Origin of the sequence: Mycobacterium sp. SM1 (assembly GCF_018361265.1) — a bacterium.
Lineage (GTDB): Bacteria > Actinomycetota > Actinomycetes > Mycobacteriales > Mycobacteriaceae > Mycobacterium.
The window spans coordinates 408876-426684 of record NZ_JAFLNH010000004.1 but is presented as its reverse complement, the minus strand read 5'-3'; the positions used below and the strand labels follow the sequence as shown (position 1 = coordinate 426684).

Sequence of the window (17809 nt, the reverse complement as noted above, 5' to 3'; positions counted from 1 at the left end):
TGCGGGCCCGCCAGGGCCCGAGGAGAAGCCGGGCACTCTAACCACGACCGGGCGACGATGCGGGCCCGCCAGGGCCCGAGGAGAAGCCGGGCACTCTAACCACGACCGAACCCCTCAGTGCTTTTCGGGACCCACGTAATATTGGAAGACCAGTCCGGCTGCCGAGCTAAGAACAAACACCACGCCGGCGACGATCAACCACGGCAGCCACAGCGCGACCCCGACCGCTGCCACCGACGCCGACAGCGCGACCAGGATCGGCCACCAACTGTGCGGGCTGAAAAACCCCAATTCCCCTGCCCCGTCGCTGATCTCAGCTCCCTCGTAGTCTTCGGGCCGGGTGTCCAGGCGCCGGGCCACAAAGCGGAAGAACGTGGCCACGATCAGCGCCATGCCGGCGGTCAGCGCCAGCGCGGTGGTTCCGGCCCACTCGACGCCGCCCGTCGCGAACAGTTGCGTCAAAACGCCGTACACCACCGCGACCACGATGAAGAACGCGGACACGAACTCGAACAGCCTGGCTTCGATGCGCATGAACGTCTTCACCTACTCGCTTGGGGGACCTGCTGGCCTCGGCGGGTTTCGAACGGGTGCGTACTGATCGCGACCGGGGACTGGTCGATCGCTTGCAGGGCCTGGGCGTTTGTCTTTCCGGCGATGCGCTGCTGCAGATATGCCTTGAAGTCGTTGGGCGTCACCACGCGGACCTCGAAGTTCATCATCGAGTGATAAGTGCCGCACATTTCTGCGCAGTGTCCGACGAACGCTCCGGTCCGGGTGATCTCTTTAACCTGGAATTTGTTTACCGAGTTATTCGCCGCAGGGTCGGGCAGCACATCGCGCTTGAACAGGAATTCCGGCACCCAGAAGGAGTGCACCACGTCGGCTGAGGCTAACTGGAATTCGATGCGCTTACCGGCAGGCAGCACCAGCACCGGGATCTCGCTGCTGGTGCCCAGGGTTTCGACCTTGTCGAAGTTCAGGTAGGTCCGGTCCTGGGTGTTGCGGCCGCGCACGGGCCCGACGAGTTCTTCGCCGTACTTGTCTTTGCCCTCGGGCTTGGAGGCCATCGCGCGCTTGCGCGCCGGGTCGGCGCCGTCATAAGTCAGCGTGCCGTCTTTGAAATCAACCTTCTGGTAGCCGAACTTCCAGTTCCACTGAAACGCAGTGACGTCGACCACAACCTCGGGGTCAGAACTCAAATGGAGCATCTTCTCCTGCACCACCACGGTGAAATAGAACAGCACCGAGATGATCAGAAACGGTGTCACGGTAAGCACCAGCTCCAGCGGCATGTTGTACCCGAACTGACGCGGTAATTCGGTGTCGGTGGCTTTTTTGCGGTGAAAGGTAGAAGCCCAGAAAATGAGCCCCCACACGATGGCCCCGACAACCAGCGAGGCAATCACGGCGCCGAGCCACAGGTGCCGGTTGAGGTCCGCCTCCGGGGTGACGCCTCGGGGCCAGCCCAGGCCTAGCACTTCCGACCAGCTGCATCCACTTAGGCTGACCGCCAGCGCGCTCACGGTGCCGGACAGCGCCAACAGGCGGCGCCGGCGGGAAAATCCCCGGCGAATTTTCCCCCACATCCCATCGGCACACCCGGGCCAGCGAAGTGTCACGTTGGCGCCTCCTCCGTCACAAGCTGGGCCGACTGGGGGATTTCCCCAAGAAACGTCGGCTGCCCTCGCCGCGCTGCAGCACTCGAATACTACGCAGCGTAGACCACGCCTCCCCCGGTGACGACGCGGGCCGGGCAGCGCCGCGTGGGGCCGGCCCGTTGCCCGGCGATGACGCGGCCTCGCAGCGGTTGCGGCATACTGGTGCGCCATGTGTGGATTGCTGGCCTTTGTCCGGGCCGGCACCGGCACGGACCCTCGCTGTTCTGCGTGCAGCGTCGTCGATGCTGTCGCCCGCGCGTCGCACTTGATGCGCCACCGCGGGCCCGATGAGCTGGGAACCTGGTCCGACGTTGACTCGCATCCGACTGTCGTGCTCGGTTTCAACCGACTGGCCATCATCGACATCGCGCACTCGCATCAGCCACTGCGGTGGGGCCCACCCGAGACCCCCGGTCGCTACGCGCTGGTGTTCAACGGCGAGATCTACAACTACCTGGAACTACGCGAGGAACTGGCCGCCACCCACGCGGCTAGGTTCGCCACCGAGGGCGACGGCGAGGCCATTATCGCCGCCTACCACTACTGGGGTGTCGCAGCGTTGCCCCGATTGCGTGGCATGTTTGCCTTCGCGCTGTGGGACACGGTTACCCGGGAGTTGTTCTGTGCCCGTGACCCCTTCGGCATCAAACCACTGTTCATTGCGACCGGGACCGGCGGGACCGCGGTGGCCAGCGAGAAGAAATGCCTGCTGGACCTGGCGGACCTGGTCGGATTCGATACCGGCGTCGACCAGCGTGCCATGCAGCACTACACGGTGCTGCAATACGTCCCGGAACCCGAGACACTGCACCACGGCGTGCGGCGCCTGGAATCGGGCTGCTACGCGCGAATCCGCCCCGGACAGGGAATCAGCGAAATCACCCGGTATTTTGTGCCGCGCTTCACCGCTACGCCGATCACCCGGGACACCGAGCAGGACCGCTATGACGAGATCACCGCCGTCCTGGAGGACTCGGTGGCCAAACACATGCGTGCCGACGTTACCGTGGGCGCATTTTTATCGGGAGGCATCGACTCCACGGCGATCGCGGCGCTGGCCATCCGGCACAATCCGCGGCTGATCACTTTCACTACCGGTTTCGAGCGTGAGGGCTTCTCTGAGATCGACGTCGCCGTGGCATCGGCGGAGGCCATCGGTGCCCGCCACATCGCCAAAGTAATCAGCCCTACCGAGTTCGTGGCGGCCTTACCCGAGATCGTCTGGTACCTCGACGAGCCGGTGGCCGACCCGGCACTGGTGCCGTTGTTCTTCGTTGCTCGCGAGGCTCGAAAACACGTAAAGGTGGTGCTTTCCGGCGAAGGTGCCGATGAGTTGTTCGGCGGCTACACAATTTACCGGGAGCCGTTGTCGCTCAGGCCTTTCGACTACTTGCCCGATGCGTTGCGACGCTCGCTGGGAAAGGTGTCTAAACCGCTGCCGGAGGGCATGCGTGGCAAGAGCCTTTTGCGCCGCGGCTCACTGACCCTAGAAGAACGCTATTACGGCAACGCCCGCAGTTTCTCCGATGAGCAGCTGCGCGCGGTATTGCCCGGTTTCCGGCCGGAGTGGACCCACACCGACGTGACAGCGCCGGTGTACGTGCAGTCGCGGGGATGGGATCCGGTGGCCCGCATGCAACACCTCGACCTGTTCACCTGGCTGCGAGGTGACATCTTGGTCAAGGCCGACAAGATGACCATGGCGAACTCGCTGGAGTTGCGCGTGCCGTTCCTGGATCCCGAGGTGTTCGCGGTGGCTTCCCGGTTGCCGCTGCGGGCCAAAATTACCCGAACCACCACCAAGTACGCGCTGCGGCGAGCGCTGCAAGCGATTGTCCCGGCGCACGTGCTCAACCGGCCCAAACTCGGGTTCCCGGTGCCCATCCGGCACTGGCTGCGCGCCGGCGAGCTATTGGAGTGGGCGTATGCGATGGTGGACTCGTCGCAGGCCGACCATCTTGTCGACATCGCTGCTGTACGCCGGATGCTCGATGAACATCGTTGTGGTACAAGTGATCATAGTCGCCGGTTGTGGACAGTGCTGATCTTCATGCTGTGGCATGCGATCTTTGTCGAGCACAGCGTGAAGCCGCAGATCAGCGAGCCACACTACCCGGTCCACGTGTGAAATCCGAGCAGTCGGCGCAGTCCTCGACACGACTCGGACCGGCCTACGGCAGCGCAGCGCCTATCTCCCGGGCCGCCGGTTCGCCGTAGGCGCCGGCCAACCGGGCCATCGCGACGTCGCGATCCCATTGCCACTCCTGTGTGCCCGTCGACTCCAGCACCAACACCGCGACGAGCGACCCGAGCTGCGCGGAACGTTCCAGGCTCAGTCCCGCGCTGCGTCCGGTCAGGAAGCCGGCCCGAAACGCATCACCGACGCCGGTGGGATCCACTCGGTCGGTCTCGGGCACCACCCCGACGTGGACAACCGTGCCGTCGCGGTCAACGATGTCTACGCCCTTGGGGCCGAGTGTGGTCACCCGCAGGCCGACCTGCGCCATCACGTCCGCTTCGGTCCAGCCGGTTTTGGACAGCAGCAGATCCCATTCGTAATCGTTGGTGAACAAATAGGTGGCACCGTCGATGAGCTGGCGAATCTGCTCACCGGAAAGCCTGGCCAGCTGTTGGGACGGGTCGGCGGCAAACGCCAGCCCCAGCTTGCGGCACTCCTCGGTGTGCAAAAACATCGCGTCCGGGTCGTTGGCGCCGACGATCACCAACTCCGGTTTCCCGATGGTCGAGACCACATCGGCGAGTGAAATCTCACGGGCCTCCGACATAGCGCCCGGATAAAACGACGCGATCTGGGCCATCTCCAGATCGGTGGTGCAGACGAAACGCGCGGTGTGCGCGGTCTTCGAGATCCGCACCGCCGCACAATTCACGCCGTGCGCCTCCAGCCACTGGCGATACTCGTCGAAGTCTTCGCCGGCAGCGCCGACCAGCGCAACGTCACCGCCGAGGACGCCGATGGCAAAGGCCATGTTGCCCGCCACCCCACCGCGGTGGATCACCAAGTCATCGACCAGAAAGCTCAGCGATACCTTCTCCAGGTGCTCGGCGAGCAACTGCTCGGAAAACCGGCCCGGAAACCGCATCAAATGGTCGGTGGCAATCGAGCCGGTCACAACTATCGTCACGAAATCTCCGCCCTTCGTTCGTAAGCTCGGCTACCTAAGACTATGCGGGTAGAGGGCGCAAAACCGGGTCGGCGCCCGCGGGTGCGCTCGGACACACGACATTAGCGGCGATTTAGGCTACCGGGTGTCCGGCAACCGGGGAAGTCGATACCATCGCTCGCGACGGCCGGTGCGGTGGCCAGGACGTCGTGCCCGACCGGCGGTGTGGTCAACGCCCTGGGCCAAGCAGAGTCAGGCACCCCGCCTCGCGACGACCACGACCCTCGCGCAGTTGCTCATCGAGCGCAATCAGTTCTCAGTTGAATGAATCTCCGCAGGCACAGGACCCGGTGGCGTTCGGGTTATCGATGGTGAAACCTTGCTTTTCGATGGTGTCCATGAAGTCGATGGTCGCGCCTTGCAGATACGGCGCGCTCATGCGGTCCACCGTCAGCGTCACGCCACCGAACTCCGCGGTCAAGTCACCGTCAAGCGTGCGGTCATCGAAGAACAGGTTGTAGCGCAGCCCAGCACATCCGCCCGGCTGAACCGCGATACGCAACGCCAGGTCGTCGCGCCCCTCCTGCTCCAGCAGGGCCTTCGCCTTGGCGGCAGCGGCCTCGGTCAAGGTCACGCCATGAGTCGTCGCCGTGGACTGGTCTGGAACAGCCATTAGGTCTCCTACGCGTCCCTATGTGTTCGGTATGTGTTCGGTGTATTGGATCGGACTTGACACCCGGCTCCTCCCCGGCCCACCGTTCGGGCCGCATCGTCGCCGGGCCGGACTTGACTGCCCGCTGACTCAACGGTACCTGCTCTGGGCGTAATTCCCGAGTCGCGACGCCACCGCCGACGCCAGGCCCATAAGCTGGTTAGCGGCATCGGCCAGGGCCAACCCCACCGAACCAGCATAATCGGCGATGGCGTAGGCCGCTAAAATCCCCGCCGATCGCAACGCGGACTCGTGCATACGAACCTGCCCCGCCAGCACCACCACCGGAATGTGTCGCGGTTGCGCGGCAGCGGCCAGCGCCCCGACCACCTTGCCGTGCAGCGACTGCTCGTCCAGCCGGCCTTCACCGGTGACGATCAAGTCCGCAGCGGCGATGTCGTCGGCCAGATGCGTGTGTTCGGCGACGAGGGCCGCACCGGACGTGCATCTTCCGCCCAGCGCGAGCAGCGCAGCCCCGATACCACCGGCGGCACCCGAACCCGCTTCCGCGCTCACCGTCCGCCCGGCAGCCGCGTCCAGTTTTGCGCCCCACCACCGGAGGCGCTCTTCGAGCGCCGCGACCGTGCCCGCGTCGGCACCTTTCTGCGGGCCGAATATCCGCGCGGCACCCCACGGTCCCAGCAGCGGGTATTCGACATCGCAGGCGACGATCAACTCCGTCGCCGCGAGCCGCCGCCGACCGGCGTCCAGACCCCCGAGTTCGTCGACCAGCGCCTGTCCGCCATCGGTGCTTGCGCTACCGCCGAGCCCCACCACAATCCGTGTCGCCCCGGCTTGCAACGCCGCCAGAATAAGCTGGCCGACTCCCCTGCTGTGCGCCGCCAGGGCGGTCTGCGGTGTCGGTGGGCCGCCCAGCAGTCCCAGGCCGCAGGCCTGCGCGCATTCCAGGTAGGCCGTCGCCGAGCCAGAGTCGAACACCCAGTCCGCATCGACTTCGGCGCTGAGCGGGCCGCAGACCCGTCGCCGCCGTACCTCCCCCAGCCGGGCCGCCAGCACCGACACAAAACCCGGTCCGCCATCAGACTGCGGCGCAACGGTGAACTGGTCGCCCGGACGTGCCCGGTTCCAGCCGGCCGCGATGGCGGCGGCAGCCTGTACCGCGGTCAGGCTGTCGCCATAGCTGTCCGGGGCGACCAGCACCCGCCACATCGGTCGGTGGACTCCGGTCGCCACCACGCCAGCACCAGCCGGTCGGCCGCTCATTTCAGAAAGCGTAGAACCGGGCGGCTGGTGGCGCATGCCGAAACTGGGCTCATCACCGACCGGGTAGCCGGCCATAAGCCACATCGAAGTAACCTGGTGACTGTGAAGCTGCTGGGCCGTAAGAAGGAACTGGTCGATGACGCCCACGTCAGGGGGGATGCCGCCACGACGGCGGGCCCCGGCTCCCCGCCCGAAGCCGTCCGCGGCTCGCGCACGACCGCACCCAAAGGGCGGCCCACGCCTAAACGCCGCGACAAGGACCGCAGAAAACGGGGCCCGGTCGCCCCGGCGCCCATGAACCTCGCCGAGGCTCGCGCGCGGCGCAAACTACATACCGGGCCCAAACTCAACCGTGAGGAGCGTCGGGCCGACCGGGCCAGGCGACGTGCGCAGATGGCGGAACGCCGGGAACGCATGATGGCCGGCGACGAGGCGTACCTGCTGCCGCGTGACCGCGGCCCGGTCCGCCGGTTCGTCCGTGATGTGGTGGACTCCCGCCGCAACGTGCTCGGGTTGTTCATGCCCTCGGTGCTGGCGCTGCTGGTTCCCACCTTTGCCGTGCCACAGCTCCAGCTGTACCTCTCGCCCGCGATGATGGTCTTGATGACCGTCATGGCCATCGATGGGATCATCCTGGCCCGCAAGGTCGCCACCCTGGTTGACGCCAAGTTCCCCGATAACACCGAAAGCCGGTGGAAGTTGGGCCTTTACGCCGTCAGCCGGGCTTCCCAGCTGCGCCGCACACGGGCCCCGCGCCCCCAGGTCAGCCGCGGCAGCAATGTTGCTTAAAAGCCGCCTGAGAGCCGCCTGACCCGCGGTGCGCACCCTGGTGCTCGGCGGGATCCGGTCGGGTAAGTCCCAGTGGGCGGAGGCGGCCATCGCCGAGTTGCTGGCGCCCGGCCAGCCGGTGCGCTACCTGGCCACCGGGCGGGCCGATCACGCCGATGACGTGTGGCTGGCGCGGGTCGCGGAGCACCGCGCCCGCCGCCTCGCGCACTGGTCGACGGTCGAGACCGACGACGTCGCCACCGAATTGCGGCGCTCACCGCGCACCCCGACGCTCGTGGACGACATCGGCGCCTGGTTGACCGCAGCCCTGGACCGTCACCGTGCCTGGGACGCCGGATCGGTGGCAGTCGACGTCGAAGAGCTGATCGCCGCGGTACGAGAGTTCCGCGCACCCCTGATGCTTGTCAGCCCGGAAGTGGGATTGTCGGTGGTGCCGGGCACCGTGTCCGGCCGGCGCTTCGCCGACGAGTTGGGCATGCTCAATCAGCGACTCGCCGCGCTGTGCGATCGTGTGGTGCTGGTGGTGGCCGGCCAACCGGCGCAGCTCAAGCCGTTCCGGGGAGCGGGGATCTGATGGAGTTCGCACCGGTGCCGCCCCCCAGCCCCGCCGCCGCCGCGGCCGCTCGCTCGCGCCACGAAACGCTGACCAAGCCGTCGGGCGCGCTGGGCCGCCTCGAAGATCTGTCGGCGTGGGTCGCGGCTTGCCAGGGACGCTGCCCGCCAAGGCAATTCGAACGTGCTCGGGTCGTGGTGTTCGCCGGTGATCACGGGGTGACCCGCCGCGGGGTGTCGGCCTACCCGCCAACGGTGACGGCCCAGATGGTCGCCAACATCGTCAGCGGGGGCGCGGCGATCAACGCTGTGGCCGGTGTCGCGGGTGCGACCGTGCGGGTAGCGGATCTGGCCGTGGACGCCGACCCCCTCGCGGAGCAGATTGGCGCGCATAAAGTTCGGCGTGGCAGCGGTGACATCGCGAAAGAGGACGCGCTGACCGCTCAGGAGATCGCCAGCGCAATCGAGGCCGGTCGCCTGATCGCCGACGAGGAGGTCGACGCCGGCGCCGACGTTCTCATCGCCGGCGATCTGGGGATCGGCAATACCACCCCGGCGGCGGTTTTGGTCGCAGCGCTCACCGACGCCGAGCCGGTCGCAGTGGTCGGCTCTGGCACCGGCATCGACGACGCCGGCTGGGCCCGCAAGACGGCCGCGGTGCGCGACGCGCTGTTTCGGGCGCGGCCGCTGTTTTCTGACCCGGTGGGGTTGCTGCGCTGCTGCGGGGGCGCCGACCTGGCGGCGATGGCGGGCTTTTGCGCCCAGGCCGCGGTCCGGCGCACCCCGCTGCTGCTCGACGGCCTGGCGGTCACGGCTGCGGCCCTGGTCGCCGAGCGGTTGGCCCCGGGCGCCCGGCAGTGGTGGCAGGCCGGTCATCGCTCGGCGGAACCGGCTCACAGCCTGGCCCTGGCGGCCCTAGAGCTCGAGCCAATCCTCGACCTGCGGATGCGACTGGGCGAGGGGGCCGGCGCCGCGGTGGCGCTGGGTGTGCTGCGGGCGGCGGTGGCCGCGCTGTCGTCGATGGCCACCTTTGCCGCGGCCGGTGTGTCCACCCGTGCTGAAGCCGATCCCCCGCCACCGCCGTGATCAAGGCGCTGGCAAGCGCTTTCGCTTTCGAAACCGTGGTCCCGCTGCCCGGCGATCGCCGGCTGGACCGCGGCACGATAACGGCGTTGCCGATGGTGGGCGCCGCGCTGGGCGCGCTGGCCGCAGCCGTGACGTGGGTCGGTGCACTGGTCTTCGGCCCCGGCAGTGCGCTGTCCGGCCTGCTCGCGGTGGCGACGCTGCTGGCCACGACCCGCGGCCTGCACATCGACGGCGTGGCCGACACCGCCGATGGGCTGGGCTGCTACGGCCCGCCGTCCCGCGCGCTTGCGGTGATGCGCGATGGGCGGACCGGCCCGTTGGGGGTAGCGGCCGTGGTGATGGTGATCGTCGTGCAGGGTCTGGCGTTCGCGACGCTGAGCGTGGTCGGGATCGTCGACGCCGTGGTTGCCGGCCGCGTCGCGGTGGTGGTGGCCTGCCGCCGATCGGTGCCCGCGGCCGAAGGCAGCACCCTGGGCGCCCGCGTGGCCGGCACCCAGCCGGCCACGGTGGTGGCGGCCTGGCTGGTGGTGCTGGCGGTGGTGTCGCTGGCGGCCGGTCCGCGGCCCTGGCAGGGACCGGTCGCGGTGCTGGTGGCGCTTTGTTGCGCCGCGGTGCTGATCGCGCACTGCATACACCGGTTCAGCGGCATCACCGGCGACGTCCTGGGCGCCGCGATCGAGGTGACGACGACGGTGACCGCCGTGCTGCTGGCGGGGCTGGCCCGGTTCTAGCCCGACACGCCTGAAACGCCCCGCCATGCTGTGGCGGCGCTTACACCCGGGGCTAGTCCAGGCGGGCAATCCAGCCGTGGGTGTCGGCGAAGGTGCCGCGCTGAATTCCGGTCAGCGTGTCGCGCAGCGCCATGGTCACCTCACCAGGCTCGCCGTCGGCGATGGTGAACTCGGCGTCGCCGTACTTGACGCGCGCGACCGGAGTGATGACGGCCGCGGTGCCGCAGGCGAACACCTCGGTGATCTCGCCGGCGGCGGACTTCTTCTGCCATTCGTCGATATCGATCTTGCGTTCCTCGACAGCGATACCTGCGTCAATCGCCAACTGCAGCAACGAGTCCCGTGTGATACCAGGCAGCAGCGAGCCCGTCAGCTCGGGTGTGACCAGCCGCGCCGACGGCCCGCTGCCGAACACGAAGAAAATGTTCATCCCGCCCATCTCTTCGATGTAGCGGCGCTCGACAGCGTCCAGCCACACCACCTGTTCGCACCCGTTTTCCACGGCCTGAACCTGGGCCACCAGCGATGCGGCGTAGTTGCCACCGAACTTCGCCGCGCCGGTCCCACCGGGGCAGGCCCGCACGTATTGCGTCGACACCCAAACGCTGACCGGTTTGATGCCCTCTTTGAAATATGCGCCGGCCGGTGAAGCCATCAGCAGGTAGCGGAACTGCTTGGCCGGGCGCACGCCTAGTCCCGGTTCGGTGGCGAAGATGAAGGGCCGCAGATACAGCGACTCCTCGCCGCCGGGCGGGGGGACCCACGCCTTGTCGACGGCGATGAGTTGGCGCAGCGATTCCAGGAACAGCTCCTCGGGCAGTTCGGGGATCGCCAGGCGACGGCACGACGAGCGCATCCGGGCGGCGTTGGCGTCGGCGCGAAACGACATGATCGAGCCGTCGGGCCAGCGATAGGCTTTAAGGCCTTCGAACACCTCTTGCGCGTAGTGCAAGACGATCGCCGAGGGGTCCAGCGTGATCGGGCCGTAGGCCATCACCCGCGCGTTGTGCCAGCCGGGCCCGTCGGCGTAGTCGATCGACACCATGTGGTCGGTGTGATACTTGCCGAAACCGGGGTCCGCCAGGATCGATCGCCGCACCTCGTCGGTCGCCGGGCTCACCGCACGAGAAACCGTGAACTCGAGCGGACCGCTGACCATGCGCCGATTCTATATGTGCGCGTTATCGGGTTTTGGCTGCCACGAAAGGCAGCCGCGTCACTTCGCACGCGATGGCGCGTCCACGGACGTCCACGGTGACGCGCCGACCGTCCTCGATGCCGGCGGCGGTGTCGATCAGTGCCAGCGCGATACCGACTTTCAGTGTCGGAGAGAACGTTCCGGAGGTGGTGACCCCGACCTTGGTGTCCCCGTCGAACACCGTCAGCCCGGGGCGCAACACACCACGCTCGACGGCTCGCAGCCCCCGCAGCAGCCGCCGCGGTCCCGCCGCCTTCTCGGCCAGCAGCGCACCACGGCCCCAGAACGTGTCCTTGTTCCAGCCGACCGCCCAGCCACAGCGGGCCTGCAGCGGTGAGATGTCAGCCGAGAGCTCGTGTCCGTGCAACGGATAACCCATTTCGGTGCGCAGGGTATCGCGGGCCCCCATGCCGGCCAGCTGCCCGCCCACGTCGGTGACCGCCTTCACCAGCGCGTCGAACACCCCGGCGGCTGATTCCCAGGGTGGCATCAACTCGTAACCGTGTTCGCCGGTGTAGCCGCTGCAGCACACCCGCACGGGCACCCCGTCGAACGTCGCGTCGGTGAAGCTCATGAACTCCAGCGCGCTCGGCAGCCCCAGCGCGTCGAGCACCTCGGTGGACCGCGGCCCCTGCACGGCCAGCACCGCGTAGGAGCGGTGCTCGTCGGTGATCGTCAGGGTGTCTGGAGCGGCGTTCTGCAGCGCGGCGATCACGGCGGCGGCGTTCGCGGCGTTGGGCACCGGAAAGATTTCGTCGGGCCCCACGTAGTAGACGATCAGGTCGTCGATGACACCGCCGGATTCGGTGCAGCACAACGTGTATTGGGCCTTGCCGGGACCGATTTTGCGAAGATCGTTGGTGAACGCGGAGTTGACGAACTCCGCGGCTCCCGGCCCGCGTACGCACACTTTGCCCAGGTGGCTGACGTCGAACAGGCCCACGGTGCCGCGAGTCGCGTTGTGCTCGGCGACGGTCCCGGCATATGACATCGGCACCCACCAGCCGGCGAACTCGGCGAAGCTGGCGCCCAGCTCGCGGTGGCGGTCTTCCAGAGGTCCGTGCAGCAGGTCGGCGCTCATGCAAACCCACCCTAATGCGGTCCGCGGCTGGCACACTGTGTCGGTGGTCGAGGCCCTGGATTTCGACGCGCTCGAGGCACTCGGAATCGCCAACGCGCGTGAGCGCGCGCCGCTGATCGAGTACCTGGCGGGCCTCGGCTTCACCGCCCAGGAGATGGCCGAGGCCGAGCGCCGGGGCCGGCTGTTCGGACTTGCCGGTGACGTCCTGCAATGGTCGGGTCCCCGGACCTATAGCCTGCGCAGCGCCGCCGAGGCGCTCGATGTTCCGGTGGCGGACGTCGCGCACGCCTGGGCCATGCTTGGCCTGACCGTCGCAGACCCCGACACTGCCGCGTTGACCCAAGCCGACGTCGACGGCCTGGCGACCTGGGTGGCGCTCAGAGCCCAGATAGGCGCGGACGCCGCTTGCGGCCTGTTGCGTGTCATCGGCGCGACCGTCGCCCGGCTGGCCGAAGCCGAGTCGGCGGTTGTCCGCGTCGGCGCACCCGACGTGTGGATCACCCAGACCCACGATGAACTCACCACCGCGCGGGCCTACCGCAGGGTCAACGAATTCATCCCGCGCATCGGGGCGATGTTCGACGCCGTCCACCGCCATCATCTGGTGGCCGCCCGGGCCTACTTCGAGAGTGTCAGCCCGCAGCCGGCGGCCAGCGTGGTCTGCGGTGTCGGTTTTGTGGATCTGTCCGGTTTCACCGCGTTGACCCAGATGCTCACACCCGAGCAGTTGTCGGCAATGCTCACCGAGTTCGGCGCCACCGTCACCGACGTGGTGCGCGCCGACGAAGGACGGGTGGTGAAGTTCATCGGCGACGCCGTGATGTGGGTGAGCCCGACGGTCGCACGGCTGGCCAGGACGGCGGTCGACCTGGTCGATCACCCGCGGGTGCGCGAGGTCGGGCTGCGGGTCCGCGCCGGCCTGGGCTACGGCGAGATGCTGGCCGTCGATGGTGATTACTTCGGCAACCCGGTGAACCTGGCCGCCCGGCTGGTCGCCGCGGCACGGCCCGGGCAGATCCTTGCCGCGCCGGAAATCCGCGACAAACTTCCCGACTGGCCGGCCATTGCCCAAGACCCATTGCCACTGAAGGGCTTTCACGCACCAGTTAAGGCCTACGACCTAAGTGGCGGCCAGCGACCGCGCGGCATGACGAATCCGCCGCAGCGCGCTGACTAGGGTGGTTGGCCGTGAGCACCGAACTCAGGTACCTGTCTCCCTCCGTCAGCGTCGCCGCCTCGCTGCCGCGCCGCGGCGCGGCGTCGGCGGTGTTGATCGTGCCGGTGGTCTCGACCGGTGACGAGGACCAGCCGGGCGCCGCCGTCACCGCGGCCGAGCCGTTCCTGCCTGCCGAGGCCGTCGCCGAGATCGAGGCCGGGCTGCGCGCGCTCAGCGCCAAGGGCGGCAGCGAGCAGGTGCACCGGCTGGTGGTGTCCTCGCTGGCGGTGGGCAGCGTGCTGACGGTGGGTTTGGGCAAGGCGCGTGACGAGTGGCCGGCCGAGACCATCCGGCGTGCGGCCGGTTCCGCGGCACGGGCGCTCAACGGCGCCGAGTCGGTGATCACCACGCTGTCCGGGCTGGATCTGGCCGCCACCGTCGAGGGACTGATCCTGGGCAGCTACCGGTTCACCGCCTTCCGCAGCGACAAGACCGCACCGAAGGATCCGGGGCTGCGCAAGATCACCGCGCTATCCACCGCCAAAAATGCCCGGGACCAGGCCGCACGCGCCGCGGCCGTGGCGACCGCCGTCGCCACGGCGCGCGACTTCGTCAACACCCCGCCGAGTCACCTCTATCCCGTCGAATTCGCGCGGCGTGCAAAGGCTTTGGGTGAATCCGTCGGTCTCGATGTGGAGGTGCTCGACGACGAGGCGCTGGCCAAGGCCGGCTTCGGTGGGCTGATCGGCGTCGGCAAGGGCTCGTCACGCCCACCACGGTTGGTGCGCCTGATCCACCACGGCTCGCGGCTGAGCAAAAGCCCAAAGCAGACCAAGAAAGTGGCCCTGGTCGGCAAGGGCATCACCTTCGACACCGGGGGAATCTCCATCAAGCCAGCCGCGAACATGCACCACATGACCGGGGATATGGCCGGGGCGGCCGCCGTCATCGGGACGGTGGCCCTGGCCGCTCAACTGCGGCTGCCCATCGACGTGATCGCCACGGTGCCGATGGCCGAAAACATGCCGTCGGGCAGCGCGCAGCGCCCCGGCGATGTGCTGACCCACTACGGCGGAACCACGGTGGAGGTGCTCAACACCGACGCCGAGGGCCGGCTGATCCTGGCCGACGCCATCGTGCGCGCCTGTGAGGACAACCCGGACTACCTGATCGAGACCTCGACGCTGACCGGGGCGCAGACGGTGGCGCTGGGCAACCGCACGCCAGGGGTGATGGGCAGCGACGAGTTCCGCGACCGGGTCGCCGCGATTTCGCAGCGGGTCGGTGAGAACGGCTGGCCGATGCCGTTGCCCGAGGAGCTCAAAGACGAGCTGAAATCGACGGTGGCCGATTTGGCTAATGTGAGCAGCCAGCGCTTCGCCGGGATGCTGGTCGCGGGCACCTACCTGCGCGAATTCGTCGCCGACGGAGTCAGCTGGGCGCATATCGACGTTGCTGGACCGGCGTATAACACCGGCGGCCCATGGGGATACACGCCCAAGGGCGGCACCGGTGTGCCGACTCGCACCATGTTCGCTGTGCTGGAGGACATCGCCGAAAACGGGTAGCGGGATGACCTCGTCGAGGTCCCCGGCGGCCTGACGGACACGCCGCGCGACACCCCCGAGGCATGCGCCGGTCGGCTCTGCCCTGCATGGGGGTTGAGCGTCCGGAAGTGACAGGATGGTTGTGACATCGGCCCGGGTGCGGCGCCCGGCGCCGTGGTAAGCCAGAAGTCGGCGCATGCCGACCGATCGATCGATCGAGGAGTCAACGCAGATGGCCTTCTCAGTGCAGATGCCGGCACTCGGTGAAAGCGTCACCGAGGGGACGGTCACCCGCTGGCTCAAGCAAGAAGGCGACCGAGTCGAACTCGATGAACCGCTGGTCGAGGTGTCAACCGACAAGGTCGACACGGAGATCCCGGCGCCGGCGGCCGGCGTGCTGACCAAGATCATCGCCCGGGAGGACGACACCGTCGAGGTCGGCGGCGAGCTGGCCGTCATCGGTGACGCGGCGGAAAGCCCGGCGGAAAGCCCGCAAGCGCAGCCCGGCGCGGCGGTACCGCAACCGCAGCCCAAAACCCAGACCGAGCCGCAGCCCGAAGCGCCCGCCCCGGGCGCATCCATCCGGCGGGGCGACGACTCCACACCGGTACTCATGCCCGAGCTCGGCGAGTCGGTGACCGAGGGCACCGTGACCCGCTGGCTGAAGAACGTCGGCGATTCCGTGCAAGTTGACGAGCCGCTGGTGGAGGTGTCCACCGACAAAGTGGACACCGAGATTCCCTCACCGGTGGCCGGCACGCTGATCAGCATCACCGCCGCCGAGGACGCCACCGTCCCCGTCGGCGGTGAGCTCGCCCGAATCGGCCCCGCGTCCGCGGCCGGTGCCGTCGAGGCCCAACCCGGTGCCGTCCAGCCCGAACCGGAGCCGGAAACCAAACCGGAGCCGGAAACCAAACCGGAGCCGGAAACCAAACCGGAGCCGGCGCGGGCGGTGGCGATTGCGCCAGCGCCTGAGGCGGCCACCGCGGCACCGCCGAGCCCCAGGGCCGAACCGCAACCCGCGCCCCGGCCCGCATCGCCGCCCGTGACAACCGGCGCGCCCTACGTCACCCCGCTGGTGCGGAAACTGGCCGCCGACAACGGCATCGACCTCAGCGAAATCAAGGGCAGCGGTGTTGGCGGGCGCATCCGCAAGCAAGACGTGCTGGCCGCCGTCCAGCGGAAAGAAGAAGCGAAGAAAGCCCGCGCGGCCGCGCCGCAGCCTGCTCCCAGCACCACGGCGCCGGCCGCACCCACCCCCACACCGGCGTTGGCGCATTTGCGGGGCACCGTCCAAAAGGCCAGCCGAATCCGTCAAATCACCGCCCAGAAAACCCGGGAATCCCTGCTAGCTACGGCGCAACTCACGCAGACCCACGAGGTCGACATGACGAAGATCGTGGCGTTGCGCAACCGGGCCAAGGCGGAATTCGCCGAACGCGAAGGGGTGAACCTGACCTTCCTGCCGTTCATCGCCCGGGCGGTCATCGACGCGCTGAAGGTTCACCCCAACATCAACGCCAGCTACAACGAAGAGACCAAGGAGATCACCTACTACGATGCCGAACACCTCGGCATCGCCGTCGACACCGAGCAGGGTCTGCTCTCCCCCGTCATCCACAACGCCGGCGATCTGTCGCTGGCCGGACTGGCCCGTGCCATCGCCGACATCGCCGCGCGGGCACGCTCGGGAGACCTGAAGCCAGACGAGCTGTTCGGCGCCACCTTCACCATCACCAACATCGGCAGCCAAGGCGCACTGCTTGACACCCCGATCCTGATTCCACCGCAGTCCGCCATGTTGGGCACCGGGGCGATCGTCAAACGCCTGCGGGTGATTGTCGATGAAAACGGCAACGAAACAATCGGAATACGCTCGGTCTGCTATCTGCCGCTGACCTACGACCACCGGTTGATCGACGGCGCCGACGCGGGGCGTTTCCTGACCACGATCAAAAACCGGCTCGAAGAGGGAGCGTTCGAGGCCGACCTGGGGCTGTGAGAAGGGCTTCCCACCGTGGCCGAGGCTGTCATCGCGATTGCCGGTTCGTCCGGGCTGATCGGGTCGGCACTGGTGGCGGCGCTGCGCGCCGCTGACCACCACGTGCTGCGGATCGTGCGCCGAATACCGGCCACCGCCAGCGAGCTGCACTGGAATCCCGACAGCGGCCAGTTTGACGCCAGAGCGCTGCGTGGTGTCGACGCCGTGATCAACCTCTGTGGCGTCAACATCGCCCGGCACCGGTGGTCGGGAGCCTTCAAACAAAGCTTGCGCGACAGCCGCATCACACCGACTGAGGTCCTCGCGTCTGCGGTCGCCGACGCTGGTGTCGGGGTGCTGATCAACGCCAGCGCCGTCGGCTATTACGGGAACACCAAAGATCAAACTGTCGACGAAACCGCCCCTGCTGGAGCAGGTTTCCTGGCACAGCTGTGCAAAGACTGGGAAGCGGCAACAGCGCCCGCCCAGCAGGCCGGCGCCCGTGTGGTGCTGGCCCGCAGCGGCCTGGTGCTGGCCGCATCGGGAGGTCTGCTGCGCCGGCTACGCCCGTTGTTCTCGCTCGGACTGGGCGCCCGCTTGGGCAATGGGCGCCAGTACATGTCGTGGATCACCCTGGAAGACGAGGTTCGGGCCCTGATGTTCGTTGTTGCACAGCCGTCGCTGTCGGGCCCGGTCAACCTGACTGGGCCCGCACCCGTCACCAACGCCGAGTTCACCGCGACATTGGGACGCGCGCTTAATCGCCCCGCCCCGTTCATATGGCCGGGGTTCGCGGTGCGCGCCGCGTTCGGCGAGTTCGCCGACGAGGGGTTGCTCACCGGCCAGCGCGCCATCCCGGCCGCCCTCGAGCGCGCGGGTTTCCAGTTCCACCACAACACCATCGGTGAGGCATTGAGCTCGGCCCTGGCTCGGCCCGTCAGGGCATAGTCCGGATTGGCGTGCAGG

The 17809-nt window shown here is 67.8% G+C and carries 16 protein-coding genes; 9 read left to right on the top strand and 7 right to left on the bottom strand.

Translation table 11 applies throughout. The annotated features are described in order from the left end of the window. Nucleotides 1–114 precede the first annotated feature (114 nt). Nucleotides 115–534 (bottom strand): cytochrome c oxidase subunit 4, encoded by a 420-nt coding sequence (locus MSM1_RS18600; RefSeq protein WP_213445158.1) that lies wholly within the window; start codon nt 532–534, stop codon nt 115–117. Nucleotides 535–542: 8 nt separating this feature from the next. Further along, nucleotides 543–1589 (bottom strand): cytochrome c oxidase subunit II, encoded by a 1047-nt coding sequence (locus MSM1_RS18595; RefSeq protein ID WP_213445749.1) that lies wholly within the window; start codon nt 1587–1589, stop codon nt 543–545. A gap of 241 nt (nt 1590–1830) precedes the next feature. Here MSM1_RS18595 and asnB point away from each other — a divergent pair, with 241 nt between their 5' ends. Beyond that, nucleotides 1831–3789: an asparagine synthase (glutamine-hydrolyzing) gene (asnB, locus tag MSM1_RS18590; protein WP_213445156.1), complete on the top strand. Its 1959-nt coding sequence runs from the start codon at nt 1831–1833 to the stop codon at nt 3787–3789. Nucleotides 3790–3832: 43 nt separating this feature from the next. On the opposite strand, the gene MSM1_RS18585 is transcribed toward asnB, so the two are convergent. The 3 genes from MSM1_RS18585 to MSM1_RS18575 all read right to left on the bottom strand — a co-directional run bounded on the left by MSM1_RS18585 (nt 3833) and on the right by MSM1_RS18575 (nt 6668). Beyond that, nucleotides 3833–4807: a carbohydrate kinase family protein gene (locus tag MSM1_RS18585; RefSeq protein WP_213445154.1), complete on the bottom strand. Its 975-nt coding sequence runs from the start codon at nt 4805–4807 to the stop codon at nt 3833–3835. 295 nt (nt 4808–5102) lie between these two features. Next, complete coding sequence (locus tag MSM1_RS18580) at nt 5103–5459, bottom strand: iron-sulfur cluster assembly accessory protein (RefSeq protein WP_213445151.1); 357 nt, start codon at nt 5457–5459, stop codon at nt 5103–5105. 129 nt (nt 5460–5588) lie between these two features. Beyond that, nucleotides 5589–6668: a glycerate kinase gene (locus tag MSM1_RS18575; protein WP_213445746.1), complete on the bottom strand. Its 1080-nt coding sequence runs from the start codon at nt 6666–6668 to the stop codon at nt 5589–5591. A gap of 156 nt (nt 6669–6824) precedes the next feature. Between MSM1_RS18575 and MSM1_RS18570 the strand changes: the two genes are divergently transcribed. Genes MSM1_RS18570 through MSM1_RS18555 form a run of 4 tightly spaced genes read left to right on the top strand, consistent with a single transcriptional unit; the run spans nt 6825 to nt 9880 of the window. Further along, nucleotides 6825–7511 (top strand): DUF3043 domain-containing protein, encoded by a 687-nt coding sequence (locus MSM1_RS18570; RefSeq protein ID WP_213445744.1) that lies wholly within the window; start codon nt 6825–6827, stop codon nt 7509–7511. Nucleotides 7512–7539: 28 nt separating this feature from the next. Then, complete coding sequence (locus MSM1_RS18565) at nt 7540–8085, top strand: bifunctional adenosylcobinamide kinase/adenosylcobinamide-phosphate guanylyltransferase (RefSeq protein ID WP_213445149.1); 546 nt, start codon at nt 7540–7542, stop codon at nt 8083–8085. Next, nucleotides 8082–9149 (top strand): nicotinate-nucleotide--dimethylbenzimidazole phosphoribosyltransferase, encoded by a 1068-nt coding sequence (gene cobT, locus MSM1_RS18560; protein WP_213445742.1) that lies wholly within the window; start codon nt 8082–8084, stop codon nt 9147–9149. The genes MSM1_RS18565 and cobT overlap by 4 nt, the downstream gene beginning before the upstream one ends. Next, the gene (locus tag MSM1_RS18555; protein WP_213445147.1) at nt 9146–9880 is read left to right on the top strand and encodes an adenosylcobinamide-GDP ribazoletransferase; all 735 of its coding nucleotides are present in this window, start codon (nt 9146–9148) and stop codon (nt 9878–9880) included. Before cobT ends, MSM1_RS18555 begins: the two co-directional genes overlap by 4 nt. A gap of 52 nt (nt 9881–9932) precedes the next feature. Here the strand turns inward: MSM1_RS18555 and MSM1_RS18550 are convergent, their stop codons facing one another. Further along, nucleotides 9933–11039, bottom strand: a complete 1107-nt coding sequence (locus tag MSM1_RS18550; protein ID WP_213445145.1) for a branched-chain amino acid aminotransferase — start codon at nt 11037–11039, stop codon at nt 9933–9935. A gap of 22 nt (nt 11040–11061) precedes the next feature. Next, a complete protein-coding gene (gene gcvT / locus MSM1_RS18545) occupies nt 11062–12159 on the bottom strand; it encodes a glycine cleavage system aminomethyltransferase GcvT (protein WP_213445143.1) in 1098 nt (365 codons plus the stop codon). Nucleotides 12160–12202: 43 nt separating this feature from the next. Between gcvT and MSM1_RS18540 the strand changes: the two genes are divergently transcribed. The 4 genes from MSM1_RS18540 to MSM1_RS18525 all read left to right on the top strand — a co-directional run bounded on the left by MSM1_RS18540 (nt 12203) and on the right by MSM1_RS18525 (nt 17791). After that, nucleotides 12203–13336: an adenylate/guanylate cyclase domain-containing protein gene (locus tag MSM1_RS18540; RefSeq protein ID WP_307857438.1), complete on the top strand. Its 1134-nt coding sequence runs from the start codon at nt 12203–12205 to the stop codon at nt 13334–13336. 11 nt (nt 13337–13347) lie between these two features. Next, the gene (locus MSM1_RS18535; protein ID WP_213445139.1) at nt 13348–14883 is read left to right on the top strand and encodes a leucyl aminopeptidase; all 1536 of its coding nucleotides are present in this window, start codon (nt 13348–13350) and stop codon (nt 14881–14883) included. Nucleotides 14884–15094: 211 nt separating this feature from the next. Next, nucleotides 15095–16864 (top strand): 2-oxoglutarate dehydrogenase, E2 component, dihydrolipoamide succinyltransferase, encoded by a 1770-nt coding sequence (gene sucB / locus MSM1_RS18530; RefSeq protein WP_213445740.1) that lies wholly within the window; start codon nt 15095–15097, stop codon nt 16862–16864. A 15-nt stretch (nt 16865–16879) separates the two neighbouring features. Next, the gene (locus tag MSM1_RS18525) at nt 16880–17791 is read left to right on the top strand and encodes a TIGR01777 family oxidoreductase (protein WP_213445137.1); all 912 of its coding nucleotides are present in this window, start codon (nt 16880–16882) and stop codon (nt 17789–17791) included. Nucleotides 17792–17809: the final 18 nt, after the last annotated feature.

Coding starts and splice junctions, on each gene's coding strand:
- MSM1_RS18600 (WP_213445158.1), bottom strand. CDS start 534: ATGCGCATCGAAGCCAGGCTGTTCGAGTTCGTGTCCGCGTTCTTCATC.
- MSM1_RS18595 (WP_213445749.1), bottom strand. CDS start 1,589: ATGTGGGGGAAAATTCGCCGGGGATTTTCCCGCCGGCGCCGCCTGTTG.
- asnB (WP_213445156.1), top strand. CDS start 1,831: ATGTGTGGATTGCTGGCCTTTGTCCGGGCCGGCACCGGCACGGACCCT.
- MSM1_RS18580 (WP_213445151.1), bottom strand. CDS start 5,459: ATGGCTGTTCCAGACCAGTCCACGGCGACGACTCATGGCGTGACCTTG.
- MSM1_RS18575 (WP_213445746.1), bottom strand. CDS start 6,668: ATGTGGCGGGTGCTGGTCGCCCCGGACAGCTATGGCGACAGCCTGACC.
- MSM1_RS18550 (WP_213445145.1), bottom strand. CDS start 11,039: ATGGTCAGCGGTCCGCTCGAGTTCACGGTTTCTCGTGCGGTGAGCCCG.
- gcvT (WP_213445143.1), bottom strand. CDS start 12,159: ATGAGCGCCGACCTGCTGCACGGACCTCTGGAAGACCGCCACCGCGAG.
- sucB (WP_213445740.1), top strand. CDS start 15,095: ATGGCCTTCTCAGTGCAGATGCCGGCACTCGGTGAAAGCGTCACCGAG.